The organism is Mycobacterium sp. 852002-50816_SCH5313054-b, assembly GCF_001667185.1.
Lineage (GTDB): Bacteria > Actinomycetota > Actinomycetes > Mycobacteriales > Mycobacteriaceae > Mycobacterium.
Genome location: NZ_LZIC01000099.1, coordinates 1 through 12,907, shown reverse-complemented (window position 1 = coordinate 12,907; position 12,907 = coordinate 1). Strand labels below are relative to the sequence as shown.

The window sequence follows — 12,907 nt, the reverse complement described above, 5'->3', positions numbered from 1 at the left end:
GGGGAATCCGTGCCGCCGGTCATCGAGGTTGATTTGCTTGATCTCGACTGCGACCACGCCCCCACAAACACCCCGGTCTGCGAGCGCGCCAAACCGCCCGGGTCAATGCGCGCGGATTCCAACGCCTCCCAACACACCTCCAACAACAACCGCTGCTGGGGGTCCATGCTTAGCGCCTCGCGCGCCGAAATCCCGAAAAACTCCGCATCGAACTCGGCCGCCCCCGCCACAAACCCGCCAACGCGGGTGTAGGTCTTACCCACCGCATCAGGATCGGGATCAAACAACTCCGCCACATTCCAGCCACGATCAGCCGGGAACTCCCCCACCGCGTCAATGCCACCGGCCACCAAATCCCACAGCGCCCCCGGCGAATCCACCCCACCGGGAAACCGACACGCCATCCCCACCACCGCAACCGGCTCATCCAACCCCGGACGCGATTCCACCTGCGGGGCCGCCGCAACCGACCCGTCCAACAGCCGGCCCAGGTGCGTGGCCAACTCGCCCGGGGTGGGATAGTCGAACGCCAGCGTGGGCGGCAACGCCAACTCGGTTTCGGTCTTGAGCCGGTCCAGCAACTCGGTCGCTTTGACCGAGTCGAATCCCAAGTCCTGGAAAGGGCATTCGGGATCGATGTCCTGGGGGCTGGAATTGCCCAACACCGCCGCCGCCTGCGCGCACACCACCTCCACCAGCAGGTCGTGCTCTTGGCGGCGGAGGGTCCGCTGCTGGCGGCGGAGCGTGCGCAGGCGTTGCGCCCACCCCGAGGCGGCCGCCTCGCCCGCACCGGCGTCCTCGACCTCGCGCTGCGCCGGCGGGCGGATCGTCCCGTCTAAGCGGGTGAACTCATCGCGCAGATAGAGCTGCACACAGTCCCTTCGCCTGACCTTGCCGCTGGTGGTGAGGGGAATCGAACCAGGGGGCACCAGAACAAGATCCGCCACACCCAGACCGTGCGCCTTCGATATTGCCGTGGCGACTTCACGCCTGACGACGCCCATCCGCTGCATGGCAGCCTCTTCGGGTTCGTCTGGATTCTTGAGTTCGGCGATAGCGACCAGCTGCTCATCGCCGCTATCGTCCGCAACCCCTATCGCCACGCAGCGGCCCCGGGTGACCGCCTGGATTGTCGCCTCCACGTCATCGGGAGAATGGTTGCGCCCGTACACGATCAAGAGATCCTTGATGCGGCCGATGATAAACAGCTCGCCGTCGGAGAAGAAGCCTAAATCTCCGGTTCGCAGCCAAGGGCCTGCGGATGTACCGGCCGACCCAGCGACCAGGGTTGCCCCGAACATGCCTTCGGTGCCCGGCGGATTCCCCCAATAACCTTGCGCGACATTGCCACCTTGCACCCAGATCTCGCCGACGGTTCCCGCCGGACACTCGATACTGGTCGCGGGGTCGACGATGCGCACCGCCGGCGATCTTGGCACCCCGTAACCGACCAGCGGTGTGCCGCCGTCGCCCGCGCAGCGCTTCGCATGGCCCGCCGTCAGCTTGTCGGATTCGAAGTGAACGATTTCTGGTGGCTGGCCCGCTTCGCGCGTCGCGATGTACACCGTTGCCTCGGCCATTCCATATGCGGGCCGCAACGCCTTTTCATGAAAGTTGAAGCGGGCGAACCGCTCGGCGAAACGTTGCAGTGTCGCTGGTTGTACCCGCTCGCTCCCGTTGAGGATGCCGAGCACGTTGCCAAGATCAAGCCCGGCAATGTCGTCGTCCGAGGTTTTTCGGGCCGCCAATTCGAAGGCGAAGTTCGGCGCTGCGGAGAATGTGTGGCTGTGGCTCGCCAGCGATTGCATCCATCGTGCGGGTCGTTGCAGGAACGACACCGGGCTGGTGATAAAGGCGGGACGTCCCGACAGAACCGGGAAGACGATGGCCAGATACAAACCCATGTCGTGATAAAACGGCAGCCAGGACACCATCGTGGTGTCCTCCGGGGACACCCCACCAAACATGTCGGCATTGATCTGCTCGAAGTTGGCCAGAATGTTTTCGTGCGAGATCTCCACTCCCGCCGGAGTGCGGGTCGACCCCGAGGTGTACTGCAAATACGCGATGTCTGGCCGGCCCTCGACCTCGGCAGTGGGACCGTTCTCGGAGTCGAGATCAAGCAAATCAACCTCGATGACCGGCGGCACGGATTCACCGGGCTTCGACTTGACGTACTCGGCGATGTTGCCCGCGACAGCGGATGTCGTCAGAATCGCCGAAGGTGACGCGTCACTCAGGACCGAGATAAACCGCTCATCGGTGACGCCGCCCTGCGGAACCGACAGCGGAACCCCGATCTGACCCGCGTGCAATGTGCCTAAAAACGCGGCGACATACCCGAGTCCCTGCGGCGCCGCGATCACCACGCGATCACCCATTGATCCGCACGCTTTGAGTTCCCGTGCGACATTCACCGTTCGGCGATACAGCTGCGACCACGTCAGGAACTCCGCAACGCCCGCCCAGTCCTGCTCGTAATCAACAAACGTGAACGCTGTTTCACCGGCCTGCTGACTTGCGCGTTCCCGCAGCACAGCGGGAACGGAGGGCCGGGTCACAGCTTGTGACGATACCGGTGAAAACGGCATTTTCGCACCGAAAAATATACGGCGAAATCGTCAGCATTCGCCCAGGTCAGCCACACCAATTCGGCCTCGCACACTGGCGTCAGCCAACACGCTGCAAGCGGGCGAAGTTCTCCACCAAATCAGTGGCGGCCGCGACGCTTTCGGCGGGCTTGGTCATCCGTGGGGCAAGCTCGCGGGCCCGGCTGCGGTATTCCGGGGCAAGGATCCGGCGCAGGTCCTTGACCAGCGAGTCCTCTGTGGTGGTCGAAAGACGACGAGAGGTGCCCACCCCCAACCGTTTGAGCGCAGCCCCCTCCAGCGGCTGATCGTAGAACGTCCAGAGCACCACCTGCGGAACTCCGGAGCGCAGGCACGTGGCCGTGGTTGCCGCGCCGCCGTGATGCACGACCGCGCGGCAGGCCGGAAAGATCGCCTCGTAATTCACCGCACCCACCACCTTGACGTGCTCGAACTGGTGGATATCGCTGAAGTCGCTGACGCCGGCGCATACCAGCGCCCGCTCGCCCAGCCGCGCGCAAGCCGCAGCGATCATGGCCAGCCTGTCGGCGGCAGATTCGACGGCGAGACTGCCGAAGGCGAAGCAAATCGGCGGTGTTCCCGCCGCAATCCAGGACAAGACCTCGTCGTCGGCATCCTGCGGGAATCCCAGTGTCAGCGTGCCGACGAGGGGGCGTTTGCCATCCCATTTCGCCCACTCGGCTTCCAGTCCTGGAACGAAAAGCCGGTCGTAGCCCTGGATTTCAAGGGATCCACGCTCTTCGATCCGGCGCGGCCAGGGGCGCGTTGCGGTGGGCAGACCGAGTAGCCGACGCTGCGCGTCCTCGGCTTCCTTCGCCGGACCGCCCCACGTCAGCCGCTCGTACCCCCTCATTGCGGCGCGGCCCAGCGGCGCCGGCAACAGGGGCATAACTTTCCCGTTGGCCCGGATCGGGAACCAATGCAGCATGGCGAACGGAATGTCGTAATACTCAGCGACATTGAAGGGGAACTGCTCGAAACCGTAGCCGGAGATGATCAGGTCGGCCCCGTCCGCCAGCGACTTCAGCGTATCGAAGGCTTCCTCCGTCCAGCATTGGCTGACGATCTCGGAGATTTCGCGCCCCAGCCTGTCCAGCTCCTGCATCCGCCACGGGCTGCGGAATAACAACGTCCAGTAGTCGCGCTGGACGTCCATGATGATCCGCGAGTCGAGACCGTAGCCGACGGCCGCAACCCCGGCCGCCTCGGCGAAATCCACCAGGTTGGGGGGTACCGCGATGCGCACGTCATGCCCTCGGCGCACCAGCTCACGGCCCACCACGACCGAGGGCTCGACATCGCCGCGCGCTCCATAGCACGCCATCGCAAATTTCATTGCGACTCTTGACCTTTCAGTTGTGTCAGTGCCCCGATTCGGCGGCGGCACGGTAACCGCGGACGGCCAGTGGCCCGAGTACCGCCGCCAGCCCAAGGGCCCAGATCACCGTCACCAGGAGCGGCCACAGCACGGGCCCACTTTGGGCGAGCCCCCGCATCGACTCGATCGTCGCCCACATCGGTTGGAGGCGGATTTCCAGTCGCACCCAGGAAGGCAGCGTTTGAGTGGGGACGACACCGGAGCTGGCGAACACCGCACCGGTGGCCGGCACCCCCAGCCACATGAGCGCGGAACCGGTCCTGGCCCGTACCGCGATCGCTATCACTGCCATCGAGAAGACGACAACCACCAGCACCGGCACCAGGATGAACGGGATAACAGTGAGCCAGCCGCCCTTGAAGCGAAGCCCGAGCCCGACACCGACCGCGGTGATCAGCGTGGCACTCACGAGCGTGCGCGCGGCCTCGGCGAGCAGCCTGCCGGTCAGGGCGCTGGCACGGTGTACGGGAAAAACCCAGAGTCTGCCGATCAGACCGCTGTCGCGGTCGATCCACATGCGGCGGCCCGTTGCAAGCGCCCCGAACATCGCACCGGCCACGGCACACATCGGCACCAGGCCGTAGAGACTTTCGGTGCCGCTGATCCTGAGAATCGACTTGCCCACCAGCAGTTTGTAGGCGATCAGCAGAAACGTCGGGAACACCAGAGCCTGGATCAGCACCATCGGCTGCCGCCGCCACCGGGTGAGTAGATGGCTTGCAAACAGCAGGGTTTCGGCGCCCAGCGAACTCCGCGGCGGTGCGTGCGCGCTCATTGCGGGCGCCCCTGCACCCGCACCGCGATCGCGCCGAAGACCACCAGCAGCCCGAGACACCACGCCAAACTGGTCGCCACATTGCTCGCCGCGACATGGCCGGTGGTGAACCCACGCAGGGTTTGGGTCACCTGCGAGACCGGCTGGTTGCGCACGAACGGCTGCAGCCAGTCGGGGAACGAGTCGGCCGGCGCCATCCCGGTGGACAGCATGACCAGCAGCATTTGCGGAACGAGGAGCAACTGGTCCAACACTCCGCTGCTCGCGAACCGACCTTGCGAGGCTACGGAGAGAACCCCGGCCGCATCGGCGGCGAGCGATAGCGCGAGCGTCAACATCAGGACGAGGACGGCGAAGGCGGCCACATCCATCAACCCGCCGAACAACCGGAAGCCGAACGCGTACCCGACAGCGATCGCGGCAAGCAGGCCGAGGGCACCGCGGAACAGGCAGTACGTCATGCGAGCCATCAGCGGTGTCACCGCGGAGATGGGAAGCGTGCGGAGCCGATCCGCGAAGTCGCTCCGCTCGTCTTGGGCAGCGCGGTCAATGGTCGTCAGCGCGCCGAGAAAGATCACCTGGATGACGACGACCGGCAGCACGTACTGGGGGTAGCTCATCCCACCGGTGTCGATCACATTGCCCAGCATGAAGTTGAAGACGACGAAGTTCAGGCCAGGCGACACGACCGCGAACACCAGATCGTTGCGCATCGCGTTCTGCACCACACGCTCGGTGAGAGCAGGAAGAGCGGTCACGTGGTGACTTTCGCCGTGAGGTGCAGAAACGCTTCGTCCAACGACGGCTTGCGCAGCGCGATATCGAGTAGCTCGACGCCCAGCCGGTCCACCCGGCGAAACACCTCACCGAGCGTCGCGACACCGTCGGGCGAGAGCACCGAGACGGTGTTCGCCTCATAATCGGCTTCGGCGCCCTCGAGATCGGCGACCGCGGCGAAGATCTTCGCGAGGTCGGCCGGATTGACCGGACTCACCGTGCAATAGCCCAATCCCACGCGGCGTTTGAGGTCTTCGGCGGTCCCGTTGGCTACCACACGACCTTTGTCCAAAACGACGATCGAATCGCTGAGCACGTCGGCTTCTTCGAGATATTGGGTCGTGAGCAGGATCGTGACGCCCTGGGCGGATAAGGACGACACCAGGTTCCACACATCGCGGCGACTACGCGGGTCCAACCCGGTGGTCGGCTCGTCGAGGAAAAGCACTTCCGGCGGAACCATCAGGCCGGCGGCGATGTCGATGCGGCGCACCATGCCACCCGAATAGGTGTGCACCGGCCGGTCGGCGGCGTCAGACATATCGAACTCATGGATCAATGCGTCGGCTCGTAGGCGCGCATCTTTGCGTCGCATCCCCCGCAGCCGGCCGAACAACACCAGGTTCTCCCGGCCGGTGAGCTCAAAATCGAGCGCGGCCAGCTGCCCGATGCTCCCGATGCTGGCCCGGACCTGGGCCGCCTCTCGGACGACGTCGTGCCCCGCCACCACCGCTCGGCCGGAGGTAGGCCGCAGCAACGTCGACAGGATCTTGATCGCGGTCGACTTACCCGCGCCGTTATGACCGAGCAGAGCGCACACCGACCCCGTCGGAACGAAAAAACTCACGTCCTGCAATGCGTGTATTTTTCCGTCGAAAGCTTTTGCCACGCCGTCTAGCTCGATCACGAAGTCAGACCATACCCGTCGGTATACGCGTGTTGAATAGAAACCGGCTCTTGCGGTGTCGCGCAGGCCTTCTCGCCGCGCTCGGCCGCTCGACGCGCCGACTGCGCGGGCGGACGACCGGTTAGGCCCGCCGAGTCCGTCATCCGTGGCCACCGGGAGCGCCGTGCAAGGCCATTCCCATCCCGTTGGTGGTGGCAGCACCGCCGACCCCGCCGGTCCCGCCGGCCCCGCCGGTCCCGCCGTCTCCACCGTTCCCGCCGGTGGCGTTCGCAGCGGAGAAGGCGGAGGTGATTGCCGCCAAGCCCCCAGCCCCACCGCCGCCACCAATGCCGGTACTGCCGGTGCCACCGTCGCCGCCACGGCCGCCGTCGGCGGCACCGAAGCCGTTCGTGACGACCTGGCCACCCGTGCCGCCGAGCCCACCGGAGGCGCCGTTGCCGCCGGTGCCACCGCCGCCGCCGGTGCCGACGGCCGACGAGGTAATGGTCTGAATGGTCACGTCACCGCCGTCACCACCGGTCCCGCCGACCCCGACGCTCCCGGTGCCACCGGCGCCGCCATGGCCGCCGTCGGCGTTCCCGAAGCCGTTTGTCACGACCCCGCCACCGGCCCCACCGGCACCACCGGAACTGCCATTCCCGCCCATGCCACCGTCGCCGCCGGTGCCGATGGCCGCCGAGGAAGTGGTCTGGATGGTCACGCCGCCGCCGGCCCCACCGATCCCGCCGACGCCGAGGCTGCCCGCTCCACCGGCGCCGCCATGGCCGCCGTTGACCGTTCCCGTTCCGTTCGTGATGACCGCCCCACCGGCACCACCGGCACCACCGGAGCTGCCGGATCCGCCACTGCCACCGTCGCCGCCGGTGCCGGTGCCAGACGCAGTGCCTTGGATGGCCACGCCACCGCCGGCCCCACCGGCGCCCCCGACACCGTTGCTGCCGGTACCGCCGCCGCCGCCGTGGCCGCCGGCGCTGTTGCCCGTTCCGTTCGTTTGGACCGCCCCGCCGTTACCACCGACACCACCGGAGCCGCCGTTCCCGCCATGGCCGCCGTCGCCGCCGGTGCCGGTGGCGGGCGAGGAACTGCTCTGGATGGCCACGCCACCACCGCTTCCGCCCGCCCCACCGACGCCGGTGGTGCCGGTGCCACCGTCACCGCCATGGCCGCCGGTGCTGTTGCCCGTTCCGTTGGTGAGCACCTGACCACCGGTTCCACCGGCTCCACCTGAGGCGCCGTTCCCACCGGTGCCGCCGACGCCGCCGGTGACGGCGACCGAAGAGGAAGCGCTCTGGATAGCCACGCCACCGCCGGCCCCGCCCGTCCCGCCAACACCGGTGGTACCGGCGCCGCCGTTGCCGCCCACGCCGGCGTTGACGGCTCCGGTGCCGTTGGTGAGAACCTGCCCACCGACCCCACCGCCGCCACCCGAGGCGCCGTTCCCGCCCATGCCACCGTTGCCGCCCGTAACGGTGGCCGAAGAGGAACCATTCTGGATTGCGACACCGCCACCGGCCCCGCCGATACCACCGACGCCGCCGCTGCCGGTGCCACCGTCACCGCCATTGCCGCCGCCGGTGATTCCCGTTCCGTTCGTGACGACCACTCCACCGGCCCCACCGGCACCACCGGAGGCGCCGTCCCCGCCAGTGCCACCGGCGCCGCCGGTGACGGGGGCCGTCGAGGAGGCATTCTGGTACTGCACGCTGCCGCCGGCCCCACCAACACCACCGATACCACTGCCGCCGGTGCCACCGTTGCCGCCATGGCCGCCGAGGGTGCTGCCCACCCCGTTCGTGACGACCACCCCGCCGGCGCCACCGACACCACCGGAGCTGCCGTGGCCGCCATTGCCACCGGTGCCGCCGGTGACGACGGCCGCAGAGGCACCATTCTGGAACTGCACGCTACCGCCGGCCCCACCGACACCACCGAGGCCGTTGCTGGCCGTGCCACCGTCGCCGCCATGGCCACCGGTGGTGTTGCCACTTCCGGCCGTGATGACCTGCCCGCCGGCACCACCGACACCACCGAAGGCGCCGCTCCCGCCGTTGCCGCCGGTGCCGCCGGTGGCGGCGACGCTGGAGGCGCCGTTCTGGATAAGCACGGAACCGCCGGCCCCACCGGCACCACCGACACCGCCGTTGCTGGCGCCACCGTCGCCGCCCGTGCCGGGTGTGACGGCCCCCGTGCCGGCCGTCGACACCGCAGCCCCGGCGCCGCCGGTGCCGCCGTTACCGTTGCCCGGGGCGGCGCCGCCTTTACCGCCGTTGCCTCCCTGCGAAATAGCAGCGCCGCCGCTACCGCCGTTACCGCCGCCGCCATTGCCGGCGCCGCTCCCGCCGTCGCCGCCGTCACCGCCGATGCCCGCCGGCGCAAGGGCGGCGCCGCCGTTGCCGCCGTTGCCGCCGTGACCATTGCCGACGGCGTTGCCGCCGGTGCCGCCTTCGCCGCCGCTGCTGCCGCTTCCGCCGGCGCCACCGTTGCCGCCGTCCGGATGGAGCGCGGTGCCGGCCGCGCCGTTACCACCGGCGCCGCCAGCCCCGGAGGTACCGGTGGTGCCGCCGGTACCGCTGCCGCCCGGGGTGCCGAAGATGCCGGCGGACCCGCCGGCGCCGCCGGCGCCGGCGAGGCCGCCAAGCCCGCCCGCGCCCCCAGCGCCACCAGTGCCGTTGTTGATGCTGAAGTCGCCGACCCCGCCGGTACCGCCGGCGCCGCCGTTGCCGCCGGATCCGCCGTGGCCGCCCTGCCCGCCGGCGCTCAAGAACCCGATGGCGCTGCCGCCGGCGCCACCGGCCCCTCCGGCACCGCCCGCGAAACTCGAGCCGGGGGCGCCTGGAGCGCCGGTGGCGCCCGTGGCGCTGTACCCGCCGTCTCCTCCGGCGCCGCCGGCACCGCCGGCCCCGCCGAACAGCGACTCGCTGGTCCCGCCGGCCCCACCACTACCCCCGGCACCGCCTACCAGGCCGGGCACCGCGCTGGAGCCGCCGTTGCCGCCAGCCCCGCCGAACCCGGCGGGACCACCGCCCAGCAGTCCATTCCTACCGCCGGCCCCGCCGCTACCCCCGGCCACACCGGCCGCCGTAGCAGACGCGCCGGCCCCGCCGTTGCCACCCTGGCCGAAAAAGCCCGCCGACCCGCCGCTACCGCCGTTTTGCCCGCTCCCCGGCGCGCCGGCCGCGCCGTTGCCGCCGTTGCCCCACAAGATCCCTCCGTCGCCGCCGTTGGCGCCCGGCGTGGTGGCGTTGGCACCGTCGCCGATGAGCGGACGCCCCGTTAGCGCCTGGACGGGCCCGTTGACCGCGTCCAGCGCCGACTGCAACGGTGAAGTATTGGCCGCCTCCGCCGCCGCATAGGAAGCGCCCGCGTTGTTCAACGCATTGACGAACCCGGCATGAAACGCCTCCGCCTGCGCACTCAGCGTCTGCTGCTCCTGCGCATAGGTGGCGAACAACTTCGCGATCGCCGCCGACACCTCGTCCTGGGCTGCGGCCGCCACCGACATCGTCGAGGGCGCCGCCGCTGCATAGGCCGCCCCGATCGTCCGTCCGACCCCGGCCAAATCCGCCGACGCGGTGGCCAGAGCTCCCGATGTGGCGATCACATAGGAAGACATTGGGTTCCACCTTGGTGGGGACGGCTAGAGAACACGGGTGATTTAGGCGTACGTTACGCGTGTCTAATAGGGTTTGGAATCCGATTCATAAAGTTTGATCCGAGCGCGAATTGCGTACCTGGGGCTCACGCAGCACCCGGACGCCGCCGTTTTGTGACTGATGCGACAGGAGCGACTGAACGTCAGGTGTGCTGCGGTGATCGGCGCTGGGGATTACGGCGGCTGAACTGGGCCGACTATTGATTCAAGCGGGCTGACGCAGCGGAAGGCCGGCAGCGCGATACATGGCGTCGATGACGGTCATGTTCTCGATCGCTTCTTCCGGTGTCGTCTTCACCGGTTCACCGCGCAGCACGGCCGCGGCGAAAGCGTCAAGCTGATGCGCATAGGTAGAACGTCCCGCGGTGAAGTTCTCCACGCGCTTCCCGGTGGTGGATCGGACGGAGAATCGCTGGAAGGGGATCAGCGGGTTGAGCCGCAGCTCGCCGCGGTCGCCCACCACCTTGACGGACAGGTGCGGTAGGTCGGTCGACCACATCGAGCAGTGGATCCGGCCGGTGTGGCCGCCGTCGAACCGTAACTCGGCGGTCATGGCTCGGTCCACGTCAGGGCCGCGCAGTTTCGCTCGTGCCGCAACGACCTGCGGAGTCGAACCGCCGAACCTGCGCACCATGTCGACCGCGTAACACCCGAGGTCCATCAGCGCGCCACCGGCCAGCGCGTAGTTGTAGCGGTTGTGCGATAACTTCGGCATCCAATAGCACCATCGCGCCTCCACCCGCCGCAGCTTGCCCAGCTCTCCCGAGGCGAGGATTTCCTCCACGCGCGACGCGCACGGATGGTAGCGGTAGTGAAATGCCTCCATCACGACGCGATCTGACTTGGCGGCCAGGTCGGCGACCTCGCGGGCCTCGGCAGCATTGGCAGTGAAGGGCTTTTCACACAGCACGTGCTTACCCGCGTCAAGCGCGGCCCGGGTCCACCGGCCGTGCAAGCCGATCGGCAGCGGGTTATAGATAGCATCCAGCTCCGGATCGGCGAGCAGCGCTTCGTAGCTGTCGTGCACCCGGGCGATGCCGTGTTTGGCGGCAAAGTCTCGGGCGCGGGACGCATCGCGTGCGGCCACCGCGGCCACCACAACCTCGGCGTTTTCCCGAGCGGGTTTGATGAGCGCCGACGAGGTGATGCGCGCGGCTCCCAGGATGCCGATCCGCACCGGTGCACCGCTCCCAGACACGGACGGGATGCTAGCAGTCGGTTTGGGAAATGCCCGGGGATTTCTCGATCGCAATACGTGCGGCCGCATTTCACCGCTTTCATCGATGGAGCGACGGCTTATCGACCGGTTCGATTTACTTGTGTCGCCGCCCGTTACGGCGCGACACTCGCCGACATACACTCTGGCGATGGTTGCCGCTGATACCTTGCGCCGCGTGGGAAGTCGGTTTCGCGCCATCGCGGCTTCACGCAAGACGAGCCCTGTCCCCCGGGCGATGGTGATCTCAAACGTAGGCAGTTTCGGAGGAGGCGGTGCGCTCGACTTTCGCGACATGGTGTTGGCGATCCACCAAAAGCGGCCCGACGTAGACGTGGTCGCCGTGTGCCCGTGGAAGGGAAGCCTGGTGACGGAGTGCGCTCGGCACGATATCCGGACCAAGATCACCTGGATACCGGGCTGGGCTTTTCTCGTACGGTCGGGCGCGCCACGCATCGAGGCGCTGATGGGCACGATTCCGTATCTCGCGCTGCTGTTTGCAGGTGTATTGCACGCCACGTATGTGCTTGTTCGACTGCGTCCAACGATGGTGCTCACCAATACGATGGTCATACCTGCGCACGCGATCGCTGCCAAACTGCTCGGCATCCCGCATTACTGGCTGGTCCGCGAGTTCGGCAGAGATGACCATCGGCTTTGGTTCCTCTTGGGCTACCGCAGAACCATTCGCCTCATTGGCCGGCTGTCGGAGGCGGTGATCTGTAATTCACACGCAGTCGAGAATGCTCTGCTCGCAGTAGATCCAGCGATGACGACGCACGTGGTCTACCCGGTCGTCGACAGCCCACTCGGCATCCCACCAGAGCGGCAACCGGGCGAACGGATGCGAGCCGTGCTGATCGGTTACTTCTCTGAAGCCAAGGGACAGCGCATTGCGGTGGAGGCGGTAGCCATCGCCCGGAAGGCGGGCGTCGACATCGAGTTGACATTGGTCGGCGCCGGCAACCAGAAACCCCTTCGCGAACTTGCTCGACGCCTGGGCGTCGAGGACCTGGTCAACATTCAGGGGCGCACCCGCGACGTCGGACGCTACTGGTCCGCGGCCCACGTCGGCCTCATGTGCAGCCAATGCGAGGCGTTCGGCCGCGTCACCGTGGAGGCCATGAGAGCCGGACTGCCGGTGTGTGGGACGAACGCCGGTGGCACACCGGAGATCATCGATCCAGGAGTCAACGGCCTGCTCAGCGCTGCCGGCGACGCGAACGCACTCGCGGCCAACCTGATGACGCTGGAATCGGACGAAGACCTACGTCGTAAGCTCGCCTCTCGCGCGGTGGAAACGCCACGCTTCCAACGTGACCGTCATGACGATGAATTCACCGCCATTCTTGGCCTGTGCTGATGCGCAACTTCAGAAAGCTTTCCACCCATCCGTGCGTAAAGCGCGATGCTACGATCGCGATTCGCCGAGACCGGGCCAAGCGTTGAGCCACCGTCGGCTGAGGAGTTGAAGTTGGCTGTCGACGATCTGAGTGCGCGCGAGGCCGAACGCGTTGTGTGGGACGTGATCGTCGTGGGCACCGGCATGGGCGGCGGGATGCTGGGCTACTCGCTGGCCCGCTCGGGCCGGCG

Annotated in this window: 8 protein-coding genes and 1 pseudogene; 1 reads left to right on the top strand and 8 read right to left on the bottom strand. The window is 67.6% G+C overall.

Translation table 11 applies throughout. The features are described 5' to 3' along the window. From A5787_RS28305 to A5787_RS19405, 8 genes and pseudogenes are all read right to left on the bottom strand, one after another. On the bottom strand, positions 1-665 hold a 665-nt coding region (locus tag A5787_RS28305; RefSeq protein ID WP_231994069.1), incomplete at its 3' end, for an acyl carrier protein. A gap of 165 nt (positions 666-830) precedes the next feature. Beyond that, positions 831-2,561: pseudogene (locus tag A5787_RS19435) on the bottom strand (AMP-binding protein); the annotation flags it as partial. A gap of 109 nt (positions 2,562-2,670) precedes the next feature. Then, positions 2,671-3,945: a glycosyltransferase gene (locus A5787_RS19430; RefSeq protein ID WP_066969938.1), complete on the bottom strand. Its 1,275-nt coding sequence runs from the start codon at positions 3,943-3,945 to the stop codon at positions 2,671-2,673. Positions 3,946-3,970: 25 nt separating this feature from the next. Beyond that, positions 3,971-4,762: an ABC transporter permease gene (locus A5787_RS27820; RefSeq protein ID WP_066969936.1), complete on the bottom strand. Its 792-nt coding sequence runs from the start codon at positions 4,760-4,762 to the stop codon at positions 3,971-3,973. Next, positions 4,759-5,520 (bottom strand): ABC transporter permease, encoded by a 762-nt coding sequence (locus tag A5787_RS27815; RefSeq protein WP_066969934.1) that lies wholly within the window; start codon positions 5,518-5,520, stop codon positions 4,759-4,761. The genes A5787_RS27820 and A5787_RS27815 overlap by 4 nt, the downstream gene beginning before the upstream one ends. After that, positions 5,517-6,446 (bottom strand): daunorubicin/doxorubicin resistance ABC transporter ATP-binding protein DrrA, encoded by a 930-nt coding sequence (locus A5787_RS19415; protein ID WP_066969932.1) that lies wholly within the window; start codon positions 6,444-6,446, stop codon positions 5,517-5,519. The genes A5787_RS27815 and A5787_RS19415 overlap by 4 nt, the downstream gene beginning before the upstream one ends. Before the next feature lie 139 nt (positions 6,447-6,585). Further along, a complete protein-coding gene (locus A5787_RS19410; protein WP_066969930.1) occupies positions 6,586-10,059 on the bottom strand; it encodes a PE family protein in 3,474 nt (1,157 codons plus the stop codon). A gap of 244 nt (positions 10,060-10,303) precedes the next feature. After that, positions 10,304-11,296: a Gfo/Idh/MocA family protein gene (locus tag A5787_RS19405; RefSeq protein WP_066969928.1), complete on the bottom strand. Its 993-nt coding sequence runs from the start codon at positions 11,294-11,296 to the stop codon at positions 10,304-10,306. Between the two features lie 169 nt (positions 11,297-11,465). Here A5787_RS19405 and A5787_RS19400 point away from each other — a divergent pair, with 169 nt between their 5' ends. Next, the gene (locus tag A5787_RS19400) at positions 11,466-12,677 is read left to right on the top strand and encodes a glycosyltransferase family 4 protein (RefSeq protein WP_197507278.1); all 1,212 of its coding nucleotides are present in this window, start codon (positions 11,466-11,468) and stop codon (positions 12,675-12,677) included. Positions 12,678-12,907 lie beyond the last annotated feature (230 nt).

Coding starts and splice junctions, on each gene's coding strand:
- A5787_RS19430 (WP_066969938.1), bottom strand. CDS start 3,945: ATGAAATTTGCGATGGCGTGCTATGGAGCGCGCGGCGATGTCGAGCCC.
- A5787_RS27820 (WP_066969936.1), bottom strand. CDS start 4,762: ATGAGCGCGCACGCACCGCCGCGGAGTTCGCTGGGCGCCGAAACCCTG.
- A5787_RS19410 (WP_066969930.1), bottom strand. CDS start 10,059: ATGTCTTCCTATGTGATCGCCACATCGGGAGCTCTGGCCACCGCGTCG.
- A5787_RS19400 (WP_197507278.1), top strand. CDS start 11,466: ATGGTTGCCGCTGATACCTTGCGCCGCGTGGGAAGTCGGTTTCGCGCC.